The 22318-nt window shown below is 69.4% G+C and carries 23 protein-coding genes and 1 pseudogene; 13 read left to right on the top strand and 11 right to left on the bottom strand.

Annotated features, from left to right (window positions below):
- Nucleotides 1-573, bottom strand: a complete 573-nt coding sequence (locus ACFMRZ_RS11735; protein ID WP_400179172.1) for a TetR/AcrR family transcriptional regulator — start codon at nt 571-573, stop codon at nt 1-3.
- Between the two features lie 110 nt (nt 574-683).
- Between ACFMRZ_RS11735 and ACFMRZ_RS11730 the strand changes: the two genes are divergently transcribed.
- A complete protein-coding gene (locus ACFMRZ_RS11730) occupies nt 684-1550 on the top strand; it encodes an NmrA/HSCARG family protein (protein ID WP_400179171.1) in 867 nt (288 codons plus the stop codon).
- Here the strand turns inward: ACFMRZ_RS11730 and ACFMRZ_RS11725 are convergent.
- From ACFMRZ_RS11725 to ACFMRZ_RS11715, 3 genes are all read right to left on the bottom strand, one after another.
- Nucleotides 1527-2234, bottom strand: a complete 708-nt coding sequence (locus tag ACFMRZ_RS11725) for a TetR/AcrR family transcriptional regulator (RefSeq protein ID WP_400179170.1) — start codon at nt 2232-2234, stop codon at nt 1527-1529. The two genes, ACFMRZ_RS11730 and ACFMRZ_RS11725, sit on opposite strands and share 24 nt — an antisense overlap.
- Nucleotides 2235-2338: 104 nt before the next feature.
- Nucleotides 2339-3136 carry an SAM-dependent methyltransferase gene (locus ACFMRZ_RS11720; RefSeq protein WP_280273145.1) on the bottom strand — a complete coding sequence of 266 codons (798 nt, stop codon included), beginning with the start codon at nt 3134-3136 and terminating at the stop codon, nt 2339-2341.
- A gap of 285 nt (nt 3137-3421) precedes the next feature.
- Entirely contained in the window at nt 3422-3856 is a 435-nt protein-coding gene (locus ACFMRZ_RS11715) for a MerR family DNA-binding protein (RefSeq protein WP_400179169.1), read from the bottom strand.
- Nucleotides 3857-3923: 67 nt separating this feature from the next.
- Here ACFMRZ_RS11715 and ACFMRZ_RS11710 point away from each other — a divergent pair, with 67 nt between their 5' ends.
- From ACFMRZ_RS11710 to ACFMRZ_RS11700, 3 genes are all read left to right on the top strand, one after another.
- Nucleotides 3924-4697, top strand: a complete 774-nt coding sequence (locus ACFMRZ_RS11710; RefSeq protein WP_400179168.1) for an SDR family NAD(P)-dependent oxidoreductase — start codon at nt 3924-3926, stop codon at nt 4695-4697.
- Nucleotides 4698-4814: 117 nt separating this feature from the next.
- Nucleotides 4815-5303, top strand: a complete 489-nt coding sequence (locus tag ACFMRZ_RS11705) for a hypothetical protein (RefSeq protein WP_280275373.1) — start codon at nt 4815-4817, stop codon at nt 5301-5303.
- Between the two features lie 312 nt (nt 5304-5615).
- Nucleotides 5616-5975: a DUF4254 domain-containing protein gene (locus tag ACFMRZ_RS11700; protein WP_280275378.1), complete on the top strand. Its 360-nt coding sequence runs from the start codon at nt 5616-5618 to the stop codon at nt 5973-5975.
- Nucleotides 5976-6098: 123 nt separating this feature from the next.
- Here the strand turns inward: ACFMRZ_RS11700 and ACFMRZ_RS11695 are convergent.
- Together ACFMRZ_RS11695 and ACFMRZ_RS11690 are read right to left on the bottom strand one after the other, a co-directional pair.
- Nucleotides 6099-6353 (bottom strand): annotated as a pseudogene (locus tag ACFMRZ_RS11695) (FAD-dependent oxidoreductase); the annotation flags it as partial.
- A 48-nt stretch (nt 6354-6401) separates the two neighbouring features.
- The gene (locus tag ACFMRZ_RS11690) at nt 6402-8621 is read right to left on the bottom strand and encodes a sensor histidine kinase (RefSeq protein ID WP_400179167.1); all 2220 of its coding nucleotides are present in this window, start codon (nt 8619-8621) and stop codon (nt 6402-6404) included.
- Between the two features lie 108 nt (nt 8622-8729).
- Here ACFMRZ_RS11690 and map point away from each other — a divergent pair, with 108 nt between their 5' ends.
- The 3 genes from map (at nt 8730) to ACFMRZ_RS11675 (ending at nt 11804) form a co-directional block, all read left to right on the top strand.
- Nucleotides 8730-9593 (top strand): type I methionyl aminopeptidase, encoded by an 864-nt coding sequence (gene map / locus ACFMRZ_RS11685; RefSeq protein ID WP_280275370.1) that lies wholly within the window; start codon nt 8730-8732, stop codon nt 9591-9593.
- 2 nt (nt 9594-9595) lie between these two features.
- On the top strand, nt 9596-11122 hold the full coding sequence (locus tag ACFMRZ_RS11680; protein WP_400182836.1) for a cobyric acid synthase: 1527 nt from the start codon (nt 9596-9598) through the stop codon (nt 11120-11122).
- A 121-nt stretch (nt 11123-11243) separates the two neighbouring features.
- A complete protein-coding gene (locus ACFMRZ_RS11675; RefSeq protein ID WP_400179166.1) occupies nt 11244-11804 on the top strand; it encodes an alpha/beta hydrolase in 561 nt (186 codons plus the stop codon).
- A gap of 3 nt (nt 11805-11807) precedes the next feature.
- Here ACFMRZ_RS11675 and ACFMRZ_RS11670 read toward each other — a convergent pair whose 3' ends face one another.
- On the bottom strand, nt 11808-12836 hold the full coding sequence (locus tag ACFMRZ_RS11670; RefSeq protein WP_400179165.1) for an alpha/beta hydrolase: 1029 nt from the start codon (nt 12834-12836) through the stop codon (nt 11808-11810).
- 192 nt (nt 12837-13028) lie between these two features.
- Here ACFMRZ_RS11670 and mqo point away from each other — a divergent pair, with 192 nt between their 5' ends.
- Entirely contained in the window at nt 13029-14549 is a 1521-nt protein-coding gene (gene mqo, locus ACFMRZ_RS11665) for a malate dehydrogenase (quinone) (protein ID WP_400179164.1), read from the top strand.
- A 21-nt stretch (nt 14550-14570) separates the two neighbouring features.
- On the top strand, nt 14571-15020 hold the full coding sequence (locus ACFMRZ_RS11660) for a GNAT family N-acetyltransferase (RefSeq protein WP_280275366.1): 450 nt from the start codon (nt 14571-14573) through the stop codon (nt 15018-15020).
- 57 nt (nt 15021-15077) lie between these two features.
- Here the strand turns inward: ACFMRZ_RS11660 and ACFMRZ_RS11655 are convergent, their stop codons facing one another.
- Nucleotides 15078-15698 carry an NAD(P)-dependent oxidoreductase gene (locus tag ACFMRZ_RS11655; protein ID WP_400179163.1) on the bottom strand — a complete coding sequence of 207 codons (621 nt, stop codon included), beginning with the start codon at nt 15696-15698 and terminating at the stop codon, nt 15078-15080.
- Between the two features lie 231 nt (nt 15699-15929).
- Here ACFMRZ_RS11655 and ACFMRZ_RS11650 point away from each other — a divergent pair, with 231 nt between their 5' ends.
- Entirely contained in the window at nt 15930-16133 is a 204-nt protein-coding gene (locus ACFMRZ_RS11650) for a winged helix-turn-helix transcriptional regulator (protein ID WP_400179162.1), read from the top strand.
- Between the two features lie 12 nt (nt 16134-16145).
- Here the strand turns inward: ACFMRZ_RS11650 and ACFMRZ_RS11645 are convergent, their stop codons facing one another.
- Together ACFMRZ_RS11645 and ACFMRZ_RS11640 are read right to left on the bottom strand one after the other, a co-directional pair.
- The gene (locus ACFMRZ_RS11645) at nt 16146-16934 is read right to left on the bottom strand and encodes an EI24 domain-containing protein (RefSeq protein ID WP_400179161.1); all 789 of its coding nucleotides are present in this window, start codon (nt 16932-16934) and stop codon (nt 16146-16148) included.
- Between the two features lie 217 nt (nt 16935-17151).
- A complete protein-coding gene (locus ACFMRZ_RS11640; RefSeq protein ID WP_400179160.1) occupies nt 17152-17310 on the bottom strand; it encodes a hypothetical protein in 159 nt (52 codons plus the stop codon).
- Between the two features lie 460 nt (nt 17311-17770).
- Between ACFMRZ_RS11640 and ACFMRZ_RS11635 the strand changes: the two genes are divergently transcribed.
- On the top strand, nt 17771-19987 hold the full coding sequence (locus ACFMRZ_RS11635; RefSeq protein ID WP_400182835.1) for a VWA domain-containing protein: 2217 nt from the start codon (nt 17771-17773) through the stop codon (nt 19985-19987).
- Nucleotides 19988-20265: 278 nt separating this feature from the next.
- Nucleotides 20266-20697 carry a heme-binding protein gene (locus tag ACFMRZ_RS11630; protein WP_400179159.1) on the top strand — a complete coding sequence of 144 codons (432 nt, stop codon included), beginning with the start codon at nt 20266-20268 and terminating at the stop codon, nt 20695-20697.
- A gap of 43 nt (nt 20698-20740) precedes the next feature.
- Here ACFMRZ_RS11630 and ACFMRZ_RS11625 read toward each other — a convergent pair whose 3' ends face one another.
- Complete coding sequence (locus ACFMRZ_RS11625) at nt 20741-21583, bottom strand: NAD-dependent protein deacetylase (protein ID WP_400179158.1); 843 nt, start codon at nt 21581-21583, stop codon at nt 20741-20743.
- A 91-nt stretch (nt 21584-21674) separates the two neighbouring features.
- Here ACFMRZ_RS11625 and cobO point away from each other — a divergent pair, with 91 nt between their 5' ends.
- A complete protein-coding gene (gene cobO, locus ACFMRZ_RS11620; protein WP_400179157.1) occupies nt 21675-22289 on the top strand; it encodes a cob(I)yrinic acid a,c-diamide adenosyltransferase in 615 nt (204 codons plus the stop codon).
- Nucleotides 22290-22318 lie beyond the last annotated feature (29 nt).

The raw sequence follows: 22318 nt of genomic DNA, 5'->3' as shown, positions 1-22318 counted from the left end.
CTACGGGCGGAGGCCCGCCAGCACGACCGTGAGGGCGTGGTTGGGGGCGCCGCGGCGGTGGGCGCGGCGTTCCGCGGTGGCGGCGCCGACGAGGAGATCCATGGCGTCGGCGGTATCGAGGTCGGAACGGACCGTGCCGGCGTGCTGGGCGCGTCGGAGCAAGGTGTCGAACTGTGCGCGGAATTGATCACGAACCTCTTCGGAGACAATGGCTTCCGCGCCCGTCTCCAGCGTCTCGCAGAGCGCCTGATTCAGCGCTACCTCTCCGACCAGTCGAGTGAAGTAGTCGAGGAAGGTCCGGCCCGGGTCGGCTTCGGCCGCTGCGAGGCCCCGCGCGTCGTCGACGAACTGCTCGAGGCGGCCACGCAACACCGCCTCGTACAGGGCCTCCCGGGTGGGGAAGTGCCGGTAGACGGTGCCGACGCCGACTCCGGCGCGGCGCGCGATCTCGTCGAAGGACACCGAAAGACCCTCGGCGGACAGCATGTCGCGGGCGGTGGCCAGCACCAGGTCGCGATTGCGGCGAGCGTCCGCGCGCATCGGTTTGGAGGCCTGGGCAGCTTGGTCGACCACGCGTCGATCGTACCTGCGGTATTGCGAAGCGGAGAGATCTCTCCGTATAGTGCCAATCGGAGAGAGTTCTCCGATTATTTCGCAGGGCGGCAAGCCGAGGAGGAACCACAGTGGACCAGGTCGTTTTCGTCACCGGCGCGACCGGGCAGCAGGGCGGAGCCGTCGCGTACCGGCTCCTCGAGGACGGGTGGCGGGTGCGTGCGCTGACCCGGGACCCGGCCGGCGCCGCGGCACGGGCGCTGGCGGCGGCGGGAGCCGAGATCGTCGCGGGCTCGCTGGAAGACCCGGCGGCGATAGAACGTGGGGTGGCCGGCGCGTACGGCGTCTTCAGCGTGCATCCCGGACCCCTGACGCCGGACCGGGACGAGGCGAAGTCGGGCAAGGGCATTGCCGACGCCGCACTGAAACATGGTGTGGCGCATCTGGTCTACAGCTCGGGCCTGGCGGCCGACCGGGGCGGGCAGGAGGCCAAGTGGGAGGTGGAGCGGTATCTCGCCGAAATCGGTGTGCCGGTGACGATTCTGCGGCCGAGCTCGTTCATGGAGAATTTCGTCACCCAGTCGGCCACCGTCGGAGTGCGAGACGGCGCGTTGCGCACCGCCGCGGCCCCGCACGTGCGCCAGCAGTTCATCGCCCTCGACGACATCGGCGCCTTCGCGGCCCTCGCCCTGGCGCGCCCCGGCGAATTCCGCGGCAGGACACTCGAATTGGTCGGCGACGCACTGACGCCGCCCGAGGTCGCCGCGGAGATGAGCGCGGCCGTGGGGCGGACCATTCCCTACATCCAGCGGCCCATCGAGGAACTACGCCGCATCAACGAGCGCTTCGCCCGCGGCTACGAACTCATCAACAGCGGCGCCCTCGACGACATCGACGTGGATATCGCCGAACTGCGCCGACTGCACCCCGGCCTGATGACCCTGCGGGACTGGCTGAAACACCGAGGCGCGCAACTACTCCGGCCGTTCCTGGGATGAGCGAGGGGGTCCGTCGGTCCGCGACGGCGTGGTGAGCAGGTCGATGACCGCCTTCGCCTCCTCGGTGGTCGGGGTGGGCAGACTGCCCCGGCCGTGGATCAGGCCGATGCCCAGATAGACCATGGTCCCGGCGCGCAGCCGGGCCTGCGTCTCGTCGAAGCCGAGTTCCAGCATGGTCTGTTCGACGATGTCGAAGATCTTGCGTTCCAGGGCCTGCACCGCGCTCGCCACCTTCGGATCGTTGCGCGCCCACTCGCGGACGGTGGCCTCGACGATCCAGGTGCTCTGGTCGACCAGCAGCGATGTCATGTTCTCGATGCGCTGCTCGACGGGGATGGAGTCGACGGCGCCGAGCGCGCGGACGGCGTCGGCCTGCACGGCGCTCCATCGGTCGGCCATGGCCTCCATCAGCTGCCGGATGTCGTCGAAATGCCAGTAGAAGCTGCCCTTCGTCACGCCCAGTTCGCTGCACAGCCGCGGAATCCTGATGGCGCCCACGCCCTCTCGGGCCAGCAGTGCGAGTGCGCCGTCGACCCAGTCGTCGTAGGAGAGTCGCGGCGTGCGGCCGCGGCCGCGTCGCTGCGCCTCGGCCTTCTTCGAGCGGCGCGGGCGAGCGGCGGAAACCGGCTCGCCCGGGGACGGTGTCCCGGCGGCCGGTTCGGGGGGAACGTCTGCGGCTGCCACGCCTCGATGCTAGGTCAGCGGCCCGGCGGGGTCCGAGACGGCCGGGTGATTCGCCGCGTCCTCGAAGGCGGCCGAAGCCGGCCCCGCCGGGTTGTCGGGCGAGGTCAGGGCTTGCGCGCCACCCCGCCGTAGGCGGCGATATCGCGCAGACCGGCCAGTTCGTGCTCGGGCCGACGCCAGTGGGTGATCTTCCCGAAGCCCGGCTCGAGCAGTTCGTAGCCCTCGAAGACCGCGCGCAGTTGCTCCTGGGTGCGCGGATAGTACGGCGCGCCACCGGATTTCGCGTATTCCTCACACATCGCCACATAGGTGGGGCTGTCCACCGTGCCGTCCCAGTACACCAGGTGACTGCCGGAAGGTACCGAGTCCAGCACGGTGTGGACGATGCGCAGCAGGTCGTCGTAGGTGCGGGCGTGCCCGAGCACGCCCATGAACATCACGCCGATCGGCTGGGTGAAGTTCAGGATGTTCTTGGCGTCGGCGACGATCTGCTCCGGCTCGTGGAAGTCGGACTCGATGTAGGTGGTGACGCCCTCGTGGGTCGTGCTTGTCAGCAATGCCCGCGCGTGAGTGAGAACCAGTGGGTCGTTGTCCACGTAGACGATTCGGGCATCCGGGACGATGCTCTGGGCGACCTGGTGGGTGTTCTGCATGGTGGGCAGCCCGGTACCGATGTCGAGGAACTGCCGGATGCCGACGTCCTGCGCCAGGTGGGTGACCGCGCGGATGAGGAAACGCCGGCTCTCGGTCGCCATGGTGCCGATGTCGGGATCGATCTGCAGGCTGGCGTCGCCGACCTCGCGATCGATGTCGTAATTGTCCTTACCGCCCATCCAGTAGTTCCAGATCCGGGCGGAATGCGGTATGTCGGTGCGGATCTCGGTGTTGTGCCCTGTCGGCATGTGGGTCGGCTCCTCGTCGAGATCCCGGAACCGTGCCGCCGCGCGGGAGGCACGAACGGGGTCGTTATCTGATCTGTCCTGTGACAGTACAAGATTCGACGCGGGTCGACAGCGGATCGCGGACCGTTAGCTGTCGGTTGCCCGGTGCGCTTGCGATGCGGATCAGCAAACTCGCGGCGGCGGATGGCCGGCTGGAGCCTGGCGGCAGAAGACGAACCGAGGCGCGGTCGCGGCCGTGCCGGATGCGAGGGGAAGGGTCGCGCGGCGACTACCGACGTCGAATCACTATGGCTTACAGCGCGTTTCCGACAAGGCGGCGCTTGCCAACGCCGCAGCGTGCGCCCGGAGCATCCGGTGGTGTGTCGGGCAATCGTCGAGATTCTCGTGCCGGCAGCCCAGGGCGTGCCGGAGCGCCTGCTGTGCCTGCTGAATGCGCTGGATGCGCCGGTCGAGTTCGCTCAGTTTCGCTGCCGCGAGCGCCCGCCAGTCGGGCGTGGTTCGTCCGGTCGCGTCGATGAACTCGGCGATTTCGGAGAGCGTGAAACCCGCCAGTTTCAGCACGTCGATGAAGGCGACCTGTTCGACAGCACTCTCGTCGTAGAACCGTTTCCCGCCGACCCGGCCGGTAGCGCGGAGCAGTCCTTTTCGTTCGTAGAACCGCAGCGCGGACGACGCCAGACCGGTCCGCGCCCGAAGTTCCGAGATCGATAGCTCACCCATTGACTTGAACCGTAGTTCAACATGCATGCTCACCGGAAGCGCAGGAGTGAACGAGAGGAATCAGCCGATGGCAGGCGGAACACGTGTCGCTGTGGTGACCGGGGCGGGCCGGGGGATCGGCCTCGCTATCGCACAGGCACTGACCGAGGAGCGGTTCACGGTGGTCGCCGGGAGCCGCACGGTGACCGATGCGCTCCGGGACACGGGATCCGATGTCGTGGCGATCGATCTCGCCACACCGGACGGGCCCGCTCGTCTCGTCCGGCATGCGCTCGACCGGCACGGCGGGATCGATCTGCTGGTCAACAATGTCGCAGGGACGTCGAAGCCCGCCGGTGGTTTCGATCTGCTCGATGACGACGCGTGGTTCCATACGTTCAATCTGACCGTGATGTCGGCCGTGCGTGCTACGCGCGCCGCGCTGCCGAGTCTGCTGGATCGTCGCGGCAGCGTCGTCAATATCGGTTCGGTCAATGCGAAACTGGCGCAGCCACGTCTGGTCGCCCAGTCCGCGGCCAAGGCCGCGCTGTCCAACCTCGGCAAATCACTCGCCGAGGAGTTCGGTGGCCGTGGGGTGCGCGTGAACACGATCTCTCCGGGCCCGGTATGGACCGACGTGTGGACCTCGCCGGGTGGGCCGGGTGACGTGCTGGCCGAGCGGTTGGGCATCGCGCGCGCGGATCTGGCTGCCGAACTTCCGGCGGCGGTGGGACTCTCGACCGGACGTTTTACAACGCCGCAGGAAATCGCCGCGCTCGTCGTGTTCCTGGCCTCGGGCCGGGTAGCGAACATGAGCGGCTCGGAACTTGTGATCGACGGCGGGATCGTGAAGACCGTATGACCATCGGCGTCTTGTGCGGGGAGGTGCTGCCCACCCAATGTGAAATATTGGACAATTCTCCAGGGCGACGACCGATCCCCGACCTGTCGGGCGCGTTCTGGCAGTAAGTTCGCGGACGTGAGACTCAACAGGGACGAGTATCGGCGGTTCGTCGACCTCACGAAATCTGGTGGGCCTTATGCCAGTACGGCGCCATCCGATGTCGTGTACGCGCTCGCCGCGCTGGCAGGCGGGAACGAGATCGAGGCGAGCCACGTCTGGTACACGTCCGAAGGCCGGGAAACCGCGTGGTTCGGGCTGTGGCTGGTGCCTGCCGGACTGATCTACGTGACGGCCGCTTACAACGAGCCGAATTGGACGGGGAACCGCGAGAACAGTGTCGGCCCGCGTCGGCCGTCCATCTTCTTCAGCTGGTATCGCCGCACCGCGGACGTCAAGGCGATCGGCATCAAGTCCATCGACGCCGACAGCTCGGGGAAGCAGTTCGTGCTGCGCGGTGAGGCCGTTCTCGAACTGGAAGGCAATCCTCAGAAGCTGACGGTGAAGTTCGGCGAACCCGGTTCGGGCGCTGCCGAACTCCTGGCCAAGCTGCGCGATCGCCTGTAGCAACGGGTGTCTCGGGACAGTCGTCCCGACCGGTACGTATGTTCCTTCCGGAGGACTGCGCGCAGCCTGTTGGGCAGTGCAGACGCAATCTTGCGTTCTTGCATATGTAAGAGCATGATCCCAGCTAGCCTAGATGTGACCACCGATCGAAGACCGGTATAGCGAAACCCGGAGATCAATCATGTTTGTGCGATTAACAGTGCATTCGGGTGTGTTCGGGGTGCGGCGATGACACTGTCGATAGCCGAGGTGCTGCCCACCGCACCGCAATTGCTGTGTGCTTTCCAAGGACGCCGGTTCCAGGACCGGGTCCTGCTGCGCACCGCGCGCGCCCTGGCGGAGCTGCACAGTCGCCGTGTGCAAGTGCGTGATCCGCTCATGGTCGCGGAGATCGACTGCCGGCGTGGCGAACTCGTGGACGACATCAACGACTGGGTGGATCAGCAAGTGCCGCAGCATCGCAACGGCGCCTCCCTGCACACCGAGAGTCTCGGCGCGGTGGTCGATCGGATGGCGCAGAGCTGGGTCGACGCCAACCAGGTGATCGACCGCGAGGGCGCGCGCAGCGATAACACCCATAAACACTGGTACCACCTGGCAGAACTGGTGGACGGTTACACTGATCTCGTGATCGACGTGGCCGGTGGCCGCCGCCGGTTGCCCGAGCAGTGACTCGCCCCGAATGCATTGGCAGCAAACGTCATTGCCCGACCGGCGCGGCACGCCCGCGACGATTCCCGGAACCGTTCCGCCTGAGGGCCAGGCCGATATCGCTGTCGGACAACGGTTTTCCCTTCACAGGTTCAGGAGGTCGGCGGTTTCCTCGCCGAGCGCGGGGCCGAGCGTCATGCCGCGGCCGCCCGGGCCGGTGATAACCCAGACGTTCTCGGCGGCGCGGGCACGCGTGACGATGGCGTTCGGATCGATGCTCTGGCTGTAGACGCCGGCCCAGCGCCGCACCACCGGCGGCAGCTCGCGACCCAGCAGTTCCTCGGTGACCGAAGTGAGGTGTTCGTACGGGGCCTCGTCGACGTCGAAGGCGAACGGCTCGTCGTTGTTCGGACATGCGGTCGTCTTGATGCGGGCGATGGCCGAGGATCAGGCGAGGGCGCTGGTTTCCGGTGTGGGAACGACGGATCCGTCGGGTGCGATCTCGATTCGGCGCGGCGGTTCGGAGGTGACGACGATGGTGGCGAGCAACGGTCGGCCGGGCGGCAACGCACGCACGGTGATGCGGCCCGCGGACGTCTCCTCGAGGGCCGCGACCGCGGTGGCGAGGACATGCGCGCGCGCCGCGTCGGTCGCCGAGGCCAGCCCGCCGTCGTCGAGCAGGGTGACCGTGACGCCTCGCTGCCGCGCCCGGCGGGCGGCCCGGGCCATGGCCGACGTGGCGAAACCGGGCGCTCGCAGGCGATCTCGCAGTTGTGCCTCGAGCAACGCACACTCCTGTTGTTCGGCGTCATCGAGGGGCCGTCCCGCGGCGAGCAGCTCCAGCATGGGCCGGGCGGTCCGATCCAGATAGGCGAGCTGACGGCGGCGTTCCCCGTCGTGCGCGGCGGTGCGCGCCTCGGCCCCGGCGTTGCGAGCGACCTCGGCGCGGGCTTGGTGGAACGACCGCAAGGTCGGGCGCATGTACAGGGCGAATCCGGTGACGGCCGAGACCGTGCCCGCCGTCACGGCCGACCCGTCGATCGCCGCCGACCACCCCGCACCCGCGGCCGCGAACGCCACGGCCGCCGCCCCGAGTCCGGCCCAAGCAGCACCGACGCGCCCGCGAATCCCCAACAGCGCCAAGACATACGAGTAGGCCATGAGGATCCAGGACCCGTGATGCACCGGGTGATCCGGCACGACCACCCGGGTCGCCAGCACGGCGAGCGGACCGGTCGCGACGATCAACGCGGTGCTCGGCCACGGCAGCGGATCGCGGCGCGGGATCAGCACCGCCGCACCGGCCACGCCGACCAGGCCGTAACTCGCGACCGCGGCGGCCGGCCCGGCGCCACCGGTCAGATACCCGACCATCAGCATCACCACGGCCAGCTCGACCGCGACGAGCAGCGCGATACCCGTCGCGCCGCGCAGGCTGAGCAGCGTCGGCGGATGCGCGTCGGCCGGTTCGGCACGCGCCCACCGCAACACGACGGTGGTCCCCCTGCCGGGATGCGATTCGACCACAGCATCCCCACCCGGAAGCCGCCGCATCCGCTCGACAATGCTCTGCCGAATACCGAGCCGGTCGGCAGGCACCCGCCGCGGATCGAACCCGACCCCATCATCATCAACCCGAACATTCACCCCGCGTGCATCGATATCGACGCGCACCGTGCGTCGAACAGAGTCCCGCCCAACCGCCCCGTGCCGCAGGCTGTTTCGGGCTGCCTCGCCGAGGGCGGCGTTTATGGCGGTGACTACTTCGCGCGGTAGTGGTCGGGCGCGGGCCTGTTCCTCGATGCGGGTGTCGGCGGTGATGCCCGGGCCGGTTTCGGCGATTGTGGCGCACCAGGTTTCGGCGGCGGTGGGTGCGGGGATCTGGTCGTCGTCGAGGTGGTGGGTGCTGTCGTCGAGTTGGCGCAGGGTCCGGTGCGCCGACCGGTGCAGGGCGGCCGGGTCGGTGCCGCGGGCGGCGTCGAGGAGGGTGGCCAGCACGTTGTCGTGGATGAGGCCGGCGAATCGGGAGCGCTCCCGGTCGGTCGCCTCGGCGGCCGCCGCGACCGCGGCCCGACGCACCGCGGCCGTCGTCGCCGCGTCGAGCTGTGCCGCCGCCCGGACGATTCCCGCCGCCACACAGGCGAAGAAACTCTGCATCACCCAGGTTCGCGTCAGGCTCTCGGCCACGCTGTGAATGCTCTGGCCGCCCGACACGTAGAAATCGGCGGCGACCGCGATCATGCCGGATACGGCCAGGTTGACCGGCCAACCACGCGGCCAGGCAAGCACTCCCGCCACCGCCGCCGTGGCGACCAGCGGGGGCAGCCAGGTTCCGGTCGGGCCGAAGCAGCCGTACCGGCCCGCCGGAAACAGCGCCGCGATACTCGCCGTCACGGCCACGGCCATCGCCGCCGCGGCGATTCCGGTCGCGCGCCCGCGCAGCACCACGGCCGCGGCGACCACGGCGGTCCCGGACACGGTCAGCAGCGCCACCACCGTCGGCGTCCACCACGACCTCACCAGATCGGCCTGCTCGGCGATGGTGGACCGATGGGTGACCACCCACAGCACGGTGCCGACCCCGGCCGCGACGCCGACGGCCCGCCGGGCGCGTCCCTCGGCCCGCGCGGCCGCGGGCAGCGGACCGGACCAGCGGATCCGTCTCACAACCATCAACCCCACTGCCGTCTCGTCGCCCGTTCCGTCCGTCCCGAACCGGTACCCGGAAGGCTAGCGGCCCCGACATCCGCGGCCGGGACGGATACTCTGGACCGCATGTCTGTCCGTACTCGCCAGCCACTCGTCCCCGGAACCCAGTCGCCGATCCGTGAGGTCCCGCGCTCGATCGAGCGCCCGGAGTACGCGTGGAAGAAGTCCGTCAACGAGGGCCGCGAGCCCTGGGTGCAGACACCGGAGACGATCGAGAAGATGCGACTGGCCGGGAAGCTGGCCGCGCAGGCGCTGGAGGAGTCCGGTAAGGCGGTCGCGCCGGGCGTCACCACCGACGAGCTGGACCGCATCGTGCACGAATACCTGTGCGACCACGGCGCCTACCCCTCGACCCTGGGCTACAAGGGCTTCCCCAAATCGTGCTGCACTTCGCTGAACGAGGTGATCTGCCACGGCATCCCGGATTCGACCGTGATCGAGGACGGCGACATCGTCAACATCGACGTCACGGCCTACATCGACGGCGTGCACGGCGACACCAACGCCACCTTCCTGGCCGGCGACGTGGACGAGGAGGCGCGGCTGCTGGTCGAACGCACCCGCGAGGCCACCATGCGGGCCATCAAGGCGGTGCGGCCGGGCCGGGCGCTGAACGTGATCGGCCGGGTCATCGAGTCCTACGCCAACCGCTTCGGCTACGGCGTGGTGCGCGACTTCACCGGCCACGGCGTCGGCCCCACCTTCCACAGCGGCCTGGTCATCCTGCACTACGACCAGCCGGCCATCGAATCGGTCATCGAGCCGGGCATGACCTTCACCATCGAGCCGATGATCAACCTCGGCGGCATCGACTACGAGATCTGGAACGACGGCTGGACCGTGGTCACCAAGGACCGCAAGTGGACCGCCCAGTTCGAGCACACCCTGGTGGTGACGGACGAAGGCGCCGAGATACTCACCCTTCCGTGACGGTGAACGGGGCGCTGCTGATCGCGGGCACGACCTCGGATGCCGGGAAAAGCGTTGTGGTGGCGGGGATCTGCCGGATGCTGGCGCGGCGGGGCGTTCGGGTGGCGCCGTTCAAGGCGCAGAACATGTCGAACAACTCGGTGGTGACCCTGGACGGCGGGGAAATCGGCCGGGCGCAGGCGCTACAGGCGCGAGCGTGCGGGCTGGAGCCCAGCGTGCGGTTCAATCCGGTGCTGTTGAAGCCGGGCAGCGATCGGCGGTCGCAACTGGTCGTGCGGGGTAAGGCGGTCGATACCGTGGGCGCCGCGGACTACTTCCGGCACCGGCAGCGCCTCGGCGGCATCGTGGCCGACGAATTGGCTTCGCTGCGTGCCGAATTCGATGTGGTGATCTGCGAAGGCGCCGGGTCGCCCGCCGAGATCAACCTGCGCGCAACCGATCTGGCCAATATGGGGCTGGCGCGGGCGGCGAACCTGCCGGTGCTCCTGGTGGGCGACATCGACCGCGGGGGCGTGCTGGCGCATCTGTTCGGCACCGTCGCGATCCTGGAACCCGAAGACCAGCAATTGATCTCGGGCTTCATCGTGAACAAGTTCCGCGGCGATGTCGACCTGCTGCGGCCGGGCATCGACCAGCTGGCCGCGCTCACCGGCCGTCCCACCCTCGGCGTACTGCCCTACGCCGAAGAACTCTGGATCGACGCCGAGGACTCGCTCGGCACCGTCGCCGACGCCCCGGTCGGGAGGTCGAATCCGCCGATAGGGGACGACTGGCTCACCGTCGCCGCGATCCGTTTCCCGCGCATCTCCAACTCCACCGACATCGAGGCCCTGGCGTGCGAGCCGGGTGTCGCGGTGCGCTGGGTCGGCGATCCCGCCCGCCTGGCCGACGCCGACCTGGTGGTGCTGCCCGGCAGCAAATCCACGGTGAGCGACCTGGAATGGTTGCGCCGCACCGGAATCGCCGACGCGCTCGCGGCACGCGCGCGATCGGGCGGCCCGATCCTGGGCATCTGCGGCGGCTACCAGATGCTCGGCCGCCGCATCCTCGACGACGTGGAATCCGGGGCGGGCGAGGTGCCCGGCCTCGGCCTGCTGGACCTCGAGATCGAATTCGCCGACCCGAAGGTGTTGAGCCGCACCACCGGTCACGCGTCCGCGCCGGGCCGGATCCCGGTGCAGGGCTATGAGATTCACCACGGCCGGGTCCGCCACACCGGCGATCCCGCGTGGCTGGAACTCGCCGACGGCAGCCCCGAGGGCAGCGCGCGCGGGGCGGTCTGGGGCACCCATCTGCACGGCCTGCTCGAATCCGACGAGTTCCGCCGCGCCTGGCTGCGCACGGTCGCCGACCGTGCCGGACGAGCCGGTTTTGTTGTCGCACAGGATGTCTCGGTGGCCGACGTGCGCATGTCGCAACTGGACCTACTGGCCGACCTGGTCGAGAAACACCTCGACCTCGATCACCTCGAACGGCTGCTCACCACCGGCGCGCCGCCCGGACTGCCGACCCTCACCGTCAGCAGCTGAACCGAACGCCACAGCGCGCCGCCGCCCGCACGGCGCGTCGACCAGCGGGCACGCTAGATGGGCCGAAGGGTGGTCAGCAACACGCGGTCGGGAGCCGCGACGACGTGTAGCGTGAGTCGGCATGGAAACTCGGCGGATCGCGGTCGGGGACCGCGCGTGGACCGTGCGAGTCGGTGGACCGCAATCACGGCACACCGTACTGCTGCTGCCCGACGCGGGTGACCCGGTCGATGTCTACGACCGGGTGTGCACCCGCCTGCACACCTCCGACCTGCGCACGATTGCGGTGGAATCGCTCGACGACCTGGACCAGACCGGGGTCTACGCCATCCTCGACGATTTAGGGGTCCCGTGGACCAACCTGGTCGGCGCCGGGGCGGGCGCCGACCTCGCGTGGCAACTGAGCGCCCGTGGCTTCGGCCGCTTCATCGGGCTGGTCGCCGCCGGTCGAGCGCATCCCGCCGTACCGGTCGCCGGGGGCGCCGCGGATGCCGCCTGCCCGGCCGTGGAGCTGCCGACCACGGTGATCGCCACCAAGGACCTGCCGCGCTCGGCCGCCGATGCCAGCGGTCGCTTCGTCTTCGGCGAGTTCCGCGTCACCCAGGTGGACGTCGCGCACGTCGCTACCGAGGCCGATCAGGAACTGGCGACGGAGATCGTGCTGCGCAGCGGCCTGTGGTGAGGCTCAGTCGCCCTTCGCGGTGAACTCGGCCAGCCACGTCAGCCAGGAATCCAGCTCCTCGAACGCGGTCGCCCGCACCGACTCCGAGGACAGGAACACGTCGTGGCGTGCGCCCTCGATCGGCACCACATTCGTCCGCACGCCCAGGCAGCCGGACCAGCGCTGGATCTGGCGCACGTCGAGGACGGTGTCGGCGACATCGGCCGCCGGGCCGTACTCGCGCATGAACTTCGTCACCTTGGACCGCAGCACCAGCGCCGGCACTCCGACGTCGAGCCCGCGCTGCAGCCGCGCGTGCCCCTGCCGGATCGCGCGCAGCCAGCCGAAGTGCACGGGAAAGCCGGTCAGCGGCTTCCAGTCCAGGTCGTAATCCCACTCGCCGGACACGCTGTGGTGCAGGCTGTCGCCGTAGGTACTCAGCTCGGCGCCGGGCATCCGCGCCATGGCCCGCACCCGGCCGAGGCCCTTGATCACCGCCGTGCCGATCGTCCGGTAGTACGCGGGGCCTTGCAGATCGAACCACGGGCTGTTCAGCACCAGACCGGTGACGCCCTGCGCGGCAACGCCTTTCGAGTGCTCGAGCCGGTCCAGCCACAGCGGCAGCACCAGGCCGCCCGTGGAGTGCGCCATCAGCAGCACCGGCAGCCCCGTCTCGGCGCGCACGATGCGCAGCGCCTCGTTCAGCTCGGCGTCGTAGAACGACAGGTCGCTGACGTAGTGCGCGGTCTGCCCCGGCCGCCGGGATCGCCCGCACTTGCGCAGATCCAGCGCGTAGAAGCGGTAGCCCTGCGCGGCCATGTGCTCGGCCAGGTGCTTCTGGAAGAAGTAGTCGGTGAAGCCGTGCACGTACAGCACGGTCCCGGTGGCGGTGTCGCGGGCGCCGGCGGCGTAGCGCACCAGCGTGGCCTCGACGGTGCCCTCGCCGTCCGGGTCGGCGCCCAGCGGAATGGTCAGTTGCTCGTATTCCTCGCCCAGCACATCGGGTTGCCAGGCCTCGGCACGGGTGGCTGCCACGGGCGTTTCGTTCGTCACAGCTCCACGATATTCGACCCGCTCATCGAGGGCGGACAGAGGGAAGTCCGTCACATCCCGTGTCGACGTATTCTGGAACGGGCATGGTGAGGGGCAGAATCAGGTTGAAGTGAACGGCGGGTAACCTTCCCGCTGAAGTTGCTGACCCGCTGGCAGGACAAGGAAGTCGATCTACCCGTGCCGAACGCTGCGATGACTGAAAAGACCGATGTAGTCCTCATCGGTGCCGGCATCATGAGTGCCACCCTCGGGGCGCTGCTACGTCAGTTGCAGCCCGATTGGTCGATCACCATGTTCGAGCGGACGGATGCCGCCGCACCGGAGAGCAGTGACCCGTGGAACAACGCGGGCACCGGCCATTCGGCGCTGTGCGAGCTGAACTACAGCCCGCAGCTGCCCGACGGTTCGGTCGACGTGTCCAAGGCCGTGGACATCAACGAGCGGTTCCAGGTGTCGCGGCAGTTCTGGGCGCACGCGGTGGAGACCGGCGTGCTGGGTGAACCGTCGGAGTTCATCAACCCGATCGCGCACGTCAGCTTCGTGCACGGCGCCGACAACGTCGACTACCTGCGCAAGCGGTACGAGGCGCTGGCACGGCACCCGCTGTTCGAGGGCATGGAGTACATTGATACGCCCGACGAGTTCGCGCGGCGGCTGCCGCTGATGGCCAAGGGCCGCGACTACTCCGACCCGATCGCGCTGAACTGGAGCGACCGCGGCACCGACATCGACTTCGGTTCGCTGACCAAGCAGCTGCTGGCGTACCTCGGCGGGAGCGGCGTCGAGATCGCGTTCGGCAGCCAGGTGCGCAATCTGGACAAGCAGTCCGACGGCAGCTGGAACGTCCGGGTCCGCAACACCCGCACCGGCGGAAACCGCACGGTGAACGCGAAATTCGTCTTCGTCGGCGCGGGCGGGTACGCGCTGCCGCTGCTGCAGAAGTCGGGCATCTCGGAGATCAAGGGCTTCGCGGGGTTCCCCGTCAGCGGTCAGTTCCTGCGCTGCACCAACCCCGCGCTGATCGACCAGCACAACGCCAAGGTGTACGGCAAGGCCGCGGTGGGCGCGCCGCCGATGTCGGTGCCGCACTTGGATACTCGCGTCATCCGCGGCAACGCCGGGCTGCTGTTCGGGCCCTACGCCGGCTGGACGCCGAAGTTCCTCAAGGACGGCAAGCTCACCGACCTGTTCAAGTCGGTGCGCGCGGGCAATGTCACGCCCATGCTCGGCGTCGGCGTCACCGAGCTGGGGCTGGTCAAGTACCTGGTCAGCGAGCTGCTCAAGTCCCCGGCGGGCAAGGTGAACACCATGGAGGAGTTCATCCCGCGCGCCGACGGCCACGACTGGGAGCTGATCACCGCCGGGCAGCGCGTGCAGATCATCCGCCGCAAGGGTATCGGCGGCGTGCTCGAGCTGGGCACCGCCGTGATCGCCGCGGCCGACGGGTCGGTCGCCGGGCTGCTCGGGGCGTCGCCGGGCGCGTCCACCTGCGTCAGCGCCATGCTGGACGTGCTCCAGCGGTGTTTCCCCGGCGAGTACGAGCAGTGGACGCCGAAGCTGAAGGAGATGGTTCCTTCGCTGGGTATCAAGCTGTCGGAGAACCAGGGCCTGTACAGCGAGGTGTGGGACTGGTCGACCAAGGCGCTGCACCTCGAACGGCCCGAGCCGGTCGGCGGCAACACGCCGACGCCTGCTGGGGTCGCGCAGAACTGATCTATGTGATAGCAAGACGCGATGATGTCAACGGTTGCTCTCAAACGGTCGTGGGCCGCGGATCTCGACACCGCGACCCTCTACAAGCTGTTGCAGCTTCGCGTCGCGGTCTTCGTGGTCGAACAGAAGTGCGCGTACCCGGAGCTGGACGGTCTCGACCTGCTGCCGGAGACGCGGCACCTCTGGCTCGACGACGAGGGTGAGATCATCAGCACCCTGCGGTTGCTCGAGGAGCACAAGGACGGCGTGAAATCGTTCCGGATCGGTCGGCTGTGCACCACTCCGCCGGCTCGCGGACACGGCTACACCACCCGGCTGCTGCAGGCCGCGCTGGCCGAAACCGGTTCGGCCACCGTGCGTTTGAACGCGCAGACCTACCTGGTCGACATGTACACCAAGCACGGGTTCAAGCCCGATGGCGAGGAGTACATCGAGGACGGCATTCCGCACGTGCCGATGCGACGCGGCTGATACGCCGAAGTCCCGCAGCCGAGATCGGCTGCGGGACTTCTCTTTCGAGGGGTGTGCTCAGTCCGCGGCGACGGCGAAGAAGGCGCGGGAGTGGGCCGGTCGTTCGATCTCGTCGACCACCGCGCGGGCGAAGTCCGGGTAGGTGATGCGCAGCTCGAATTCGGCCGGGGCGAATCGGTAGCGGCCCACCGGCTCGCCGGTGTGGTCGAAGTCGCCGGACGGGGCCACAACCGTCCAGTCGATCGTGGTGTCCGCCGAGCGCAGGGCGTCGGTTCCGGCGCTGTGCCCGAGGATGAAAGGGAGGTGCTCGGGGGGAAATTCGATGGAGTCGCGCAGCAGCACGCCGTCGGCGTTGGGCACGTTGGTGGCCAGGCCGATCGCGACGAGCCGCGGGACGCCCGCGGTGGTGAGCCCGGTGAGCAGGGCACGGACGGCGGCCGGGAAGAACTCGCCCGCCGGGACGTCGAGAGTCGCCGCGGCGTGCACCGCGACGTCGTGGCCCGCGGCCAGCTCCGCGACCCGGTCGGCGTCGGTGACGTCGCCGGTCGTCGCGTCGAGGTCCGCGTGCTTGGACGGGTCGTGTACCACTCGTGTCACCGCGTGGCCGCGGGACTGTGCCTCCGCCGCGATGGTGCGGCCCGCGCGGCCGCCTGCTCCGAAAACGATGATTTTCGCCATGGCTGGGACGGTAGCGGGGACCATGGTTACCGCCCGGATACCTCATGTCTCGCTAAGCTGGGACGATGCGACCGCTCCATCCGCAGATGTTCGACGAACTGTGCCCGTCGGTCTTGTCGCCCGTTCGCATCGGGGACAAGTGGGGCGCACTGGTCGTGGCCTGTCTCGCCGACGGGCCCCGCCGGTACTCCGAGCTTCCGAATTCCATTGGCGCGCATCACGCCCAAGGTCATGACGCAGTCCCTGCGGACCCTCGAGCGGCTCGGTCTGGTGGCTCGGACCGCGGTGGGCCGCCAGGTCACCTACGAGCTGACCGCCCTCGGCTACAGCATGCTCGAACCGCTGGAGGCGATCTGCGTGTGGGCGGCCGAGCACTGGGACGAACTGGTCGACGCCGTGGACCCGGACGAGGTGTCGGAAGCGCTGGGGGCCTGAGTGCCCGTCGCCTCAGAACCTTTGCCGCGCCGGGTGTTCCGTGCCGTTCCCGGCCGTCTCCTCTTGGCGCAGGTCGCGTACGAGCAGGGTGGCGCCCGCGACCGCGCCGGGCATGAGGAATACCGCTACGAACGGGATGAGGAAGGCCGCGGCCAGGGGAATGCCGAAGCCCCACACCAGCATTCGGCGGGTGCGCAGCAGGTTCAGTTGATCGCGGAGTTCGACGCCGCGCCGGGCGAGGGCCACCGAGGTCAATTCCTGGGCGAGGAACCAACCGGTGACGCAGACTCCCAGCACGGGCACCACGGTCTGGCCGACCACCGGCAGGAATCCCGCGGCGAACAGGAGTACGCCCCAGCAGGCCGCGCGCGCCACGATCCGTAGCCCGTCGCGTACCGAGATCCACAGTTCGCGCAGGAACGGCAGCCCCGATTCCGGCGCGGTGCCGTCGGGCGACTGTGACCGGTCCACCTGCTCGGACAGCGCCTCGTAGAACGGCTGGCCGATCACCAGCGTCACCGCGGTGAAGGTGACCACCGATAGCAGCAGCCCGAGCGCCACCAGCAACACCGCGAGAAAGCCTCGCAGCAGCCCCGGCCACGGCGACGCCCAGGAGTCGGCGAACGGCGTCGCCCAATCGACGATATCCCCCGCGAAGACCACCAGCGCCACCAGCGCCACCACGTACAGCACCAGCGAGATCAACCCAGGAATCAACCCCAACCCGAGCGCCCGCCGATGCGCCCCCACCCACCGCTGCCCGCGCAACAGATACCCGAACCCACTCGCCAGATCACGCACCGCCCCAGGGTAATCGGGTCTGATCCGTACGGCCGTTTCCGCACCGGTCCAGTGTGATGGGGTCCCGTCCGCGTGTCCCGGTTCCGCACCGTTCCCGGCGTGGTTGGGTCCCATCCGTGCGGCGGGCATCCGCACCGGGCCAGTGTGGTCGGTTCCATCCGTGTGGCCTGGTTCCGCACCGCTCGGTGTGGTCGGGTTCTGTCCGTGCGGCCTGTTTTCACTCCGGTCCGGCGTGGTTGGGTCTCCGTCCGTGCGGCGGGCTTAGGTCGGCGTTGGTGATGAGAGTGCGGGCGCCGACGTCGGCGGTCAGCAGGATGATGGCGCCGATCAGCGCGGAAAGGGGATCAGGACGCGGTGGGCGGGGCCGATGGCGCACCGGGCCGGTGTGGTTGGTTCCATCCGTGTGGGCTGGTTCCGCACCGCTCTCGGTATGTCGGGTTCTGTCTGTGCGGCCTGTTTCCACTCCGGCGCAGCGTGGTCGGGTCCCGTCCGCGTGGACTGGTTCCGTATCGCCCCAGCGTGATCGGATCCCGCTTGCGTGGCTCGCTCGCATAGTGCCCCTCGGTATGGGTCTGCTGTGTCTGTTCACCCAGGGACCGAGCCGGTTCCACACCCGGGGCCGTGAGTGGTGGACATCGGTGGTTACGGCTGTCGGAGGTTGTCCATCTGCTGAGGCCGGGCGGTGTGCTGGTTTCATCGCTGGTACGGGGTTGCTGCCGGGCCGGTGGCGTGTGGTTGCGAAGAGTTGTGTGCGTGTGGGGGTTCACAGGAGGGGGTTGGGATCGGGGGTGGGTGGCGGGCCTAGAGTTGGGGCCGTGTCCGAATCCCGAACCACTGTGGGTCCGCATTCCGATGGCGCGTCGGCGCGTGAGGGGGAGGCCGGGTTCCCGTTCTCGGCTGTGGTGGGGCAGGAGCGGCTGCAGTTGGGGCTGATCTTGTGTGCGGTGCATCCGGGTATCGGCGGTGTGTTGGTGCGTGGGGAGAAGGGCACCGCGAAGTCGACGGTGGTGCGGGCGCTCGCGGAGTTGCTGCCGCCGGTCGTGGACGAGCGTGGTGAGCGGCCCGCGCGGCTGGTGGAGCTGCCGGTCGGGGCCACCGAGGACCGGGTGGTCGGCTCGCTGGATCTGCAGCGCGTGCTGCGCGACGGCGAACAGGCGTTCCGGCCCGGGCTGCTGGCCGCCGCGCACCACGGCGTGCTCTACGTCGACGAGGTGAACCTGCTGCACGACCATCTGGTGGACGTGCTGCTCGACGCCGCGGCCATGGGCCGGGTGCACATCGAACGCGACGGGGTGTCGCATTCGCATCCGGCGCGGTTCGTGCTGGTCGGCACCATGAATCCGGAGGAGGGGGAGCTGCGCCCGCAGCTGCTGGACCGCTTCGGCTTGACCGTCGATGTGGCCGCCTCCCGCGACGTCGATGTGCGCATGGCGGTGGTGCGCCGGCGGCTGGACTACGAGGCCGACCCGGCGGCCTTCGCGACTCGCTACGCCGAGGCCGATCGTGAGGTGGCCCAGCGCATTCGGGCCGCGCGCCGTCGACTCGGGGCAGTGGCCCTCGACAATGTGGAACTGCGCCGGATCGCCGCGCTGTGTGCCTCCTTCGACGTCGACGGTATGCGCGCGGATCTGGTGGTGGCCCGTACCGCGACCGCGCACGCCGCGTGGCGGGGCGGGGACCGGGTGACGGCCGAGGATGTGCGTGTCGCGGCGGAACTGGCGCTGCCGCATCGTCGTCGGCGTGATCCGTTCGACGAGCCGGGCATCAGTGAGGAGCAACTGGACGAGGCCATGCGGCAGGCCGACGAGGAGGTTGCCCGCGCTGAGCCCGAAAACGGCGGCGGCACAGGCGAATCGGGTGCGTCCCAGGATGGCGGTGCCGATTCGGACGGCGTGCCCAGTGATGGATCGGGTGGGGCGAACGGTGATCCCGGTGAGCCGAGTGATGGTTCGCGGGGGCCGCAGGACCGCACCGACGAACCGGGTGACCGAGGGCCGAAGGGCGACCCCGACGACCCGAGCGGCGGTCTCCGCGATTCCGATAACGGTCCCGGCGATCCGGACAGCCGCCCCGGCGACCCGCACAACGGACCGGGCGACCCGGACAACGGACCCGGTGATCCGGACAGTGGGCCCGATGGCCCGGATGACGGACCTGATGGTCCGGACGGTGGGCCTGACAATCCGGATGGTGGCCCAGGCTCGGGGCGCGGGCAGTCTCGCGCGGGCAATGCGGGTACGCCGGTGAATGCCGGTGCGCGCCCGCCTCGTTGGGAAATTCCCGGAATCGGCGAGGGCGCTCCCGGCCGTCGCTCCCGTGCCCACACCCGGCACGGACGGGTGGTGCGCTCCACGGCCGACCCGTCGGCGGGACTGCACTTGCTGGGCACCGTCTTCGCCGCCGCGCCGCACCAGAACGCGCGCGGCCGCGTCGCCGGACCGCTGGCTCTCGAACCGGCGGATCTGCGCGGCGCGTATCGCGAAGGGCGGGAAGGCAATCTGGTGGTGTTCGTGGTGGACGCCTCCGGCTCGATGGCGGCCCGCGACCGCCTGTCCGCGGTGACCGGCGCGGTGGTGGCGCTGCTGCGCGACGCCTATCAGCGCCGCGACAAGGTCGCCGTGATCACCATGCGCGGCGCCGAGGCCGAACTGGTGCTCCCGCCGACCTCCTCGGTCGATATCGCGGTGCGGCGCCTGTCCGGCCTCCGTACCGGCGGGAAAACCCCACTGGCGCAAGGACTTCTGAAGGCGCGCGAGATCGTGCAGCGCGAGCGAGTGCGTGATCCGCGCCGCCGCGCGCTGCTGGTGCTGCTCACCGACGGCCGCGCCACCGGCGGCGTCGACCCGCTGCCCCGCGCCCGCGCCGCCGCCCGCCGACTCGCCGGTGACGGTGTGGCGGGAGTGGTGGTCGACTGTGAACGGGGCATGATCCGGCTCGGCCTCGCCGCGGAGCTGGCGCGCGAGCTGCGCGCGACCTATCTGCGGCTGGCCGAACTCACCGGTGACTCGGTGGCCGGTGCGGTGCAGGCGGCGAGGTCTTCCAGCGCGGCCTGATCCGGCCTGCGCGGACACAATTCGCGCTCACGTGGTCGAATTTCGCGCTCTCGCATCGATCTGTGTCCGCTTAGACCGGGCGCCCCCGGGTCGCACCCGTCCGAGCTTTCAATATCCGATGCCACCCAAGGCCGGAACAGCATTCGGCGGCAGAGCCCGTAGTCTTCCGCGCGGGCGATGTCAGCCGACAGGATGATCAGCGCGTTTTGCGGCCGGGCGGCCGTGGGCAGGCCTTCATCTACGTTGACGGCTTCCACCGCCGTCGATAATTCGTGATCATGTCTGGCAGCCCCCGCCTCCCCGGCCTCTCGCTCTCCGAGGCGGATCTGGTGGTCCAAGCCGCGTTGGCGGTCGGCGCCGAACGCGGGTTCCCGCCGCTTGCGGTGGCGGTGGTCGACGTGACCGGAGAGGTGATCGTCCTGCGCCGGGCCGATGGCGGTATGCCCATGACCAGCCGGATCGCCGTGGCCAAGGCGCGCACGGCGCTTCATACGTTGCAACCGTCCGGTCGGCTCCAGCTGCCCGGCCCGATCGCCGACAGCATCCAGCATCTCTACAACGGGGACTATGTCCCGTACGCCGGCGGTGTTCTGATTGTCGACGGCGACTTGATCATCGGCGCCGCGGGCGCGTCCGGGGCGCACGCCGCGGAGGACGAGGAGGCCGTGCAAACCGCGGTACGGCAGTGGCAGGAGTACCGCTCGGCCTGATGGTCCCGAGGTCCAGCAGATACCGTCCGCAGCCCACGCCGATTCAGGCCGCGACAGAGGCGCTGCGCTCGGCCAATGCGGACAGCACGTCGGAGCAACTCGCGTCGACCGTGAGCGTGGCGAGGTCGTCGCCCCGGGTGCGACCGCGATTGAGGATGACCACCGTCCGCCCCGTCTTCGCGGCGTGCCGGACGAACCGCAGCCCCGACATCACCGTCAGCGAAGACCCGGCGACCAACAGCACCTCGGCCCGGTCCACCACCTCGAACGCGGCCGCCACCCGGTCCTTGGGCACGTTCTCCCCGAAGTAGACGATGTCGGGCTTCAGCATCCCGCCGCAGTGGGCGCAGTCGACCATCCGGAAGCTGCCGGTGTCGATGACCACGGCGTCGGCGTCGGGCGCCACCTCGAGACCGTCGAGAGTGGCGTCCTCGGCGAAGCCCGGGTTCGCGTCCTCGAGCCGGTCGGCCAGTGTCATGCGGGAGATCAGGGCGTCGCAGCGCAGGCAGCGCACCCGCGCGTAGGTGCCGTGCAGGTCCAGCACCCGGCGGCTCCCGGCCTTGGTGTGTAGCAGGTCGACGTTCTGGGTGATCACGCCCGTCACGATGCCCGCGCGTTCCAGCCGCGCGAGGGCGCGGTGCCCGGGGTTCGGCCGCGCGGCGTCCATGCGCCGCCAGCCGACGTGGTTGCGGGCCCAATAGCGCTGCCGGAACACCGGATCGCCGACGAACTGCTGATAGGTCATCGGGGTGCGTGGCGGCGAGCCCGGACCGCGGTAGTCGGGAATACCACTGTCGGTGGAGATCCCGGCGCCGGTCAGCACGGCCGTGCGGCGGCCCGCGACAAGCTCCAGCAGGGCATCGACGGGTGGCGGCAGATCCGGCATGCCATCCAGGGTACGGGCGGGTCAGCGCAACCGCGGCGGTCGCGATATGGCACCGTGGAGCGGCAGTGCAGGTGCGAGAAGGAGCGAATTGATGCCCAAGGGTGTTCCGGAGACGATTCCCGACGACGGACTGACCACCCGGCAGCGGCGCAATCAGCCGGTCCTCGCGGTGCACACCGGGCCGGGCAAAGGCAAGTCGACCGCGGCGTTCGGCATGGCGCTGCGAGCCTGGAACCAGGGCTTCGACGTCGCGGTGTTCCAGTTCGTCAAGAGCGCCAAATGGAAGGTGGGGGAGGAGGCGGCGTTCCGTACGCTCGGCCGCCTGCACGCGGAGACCGGGACCGGCGGGGCGGTCGAATGGCACAAGATGGGCGAGGGCTGGTCGTGGGTGCGTAAGGCGGGCACCGAGGAGGACCACGCCGCCGCGGCGCTGGCGGGCTGGCAGGAGATCTCCCGGCGCCTCGCCGCCGAGCAGCATCGGTTCTACGTGCTCGACGAATTCACCTATCCGTTGAAGTGGGGCTGGGTCGACGTGGACGAGGTCGTCGAGACCCTGCGCGCCCGGCCCGGCAACCAGCACGTGGTGATCACCGGCCGCGATGCCCCGCCCGCGCTGATCGAGGCGGCGGACCTGGTGACCGAGATGAGCAAGGTCAAGCATCCGATGGATGCGGGGCGCAAGGGTCAGCGGGGCATCGAGTGGTGAGACCGGGACCGTCCGGGCGTCGGGGGATT

Origin of the sequence: Nocardia sp. N2S4-5 (genome assembly GCF_044628355.1) — a bacterium.
GTDB lineage: Bacteria > Actinomycetota > Actinomycetes > Mycobacteriales > Mycobacteriaceae > Nocardia > Nocardia wallacei_B.
This window is presented reverse-complemented; position numbering and strand designations above follow the sequence as displayed.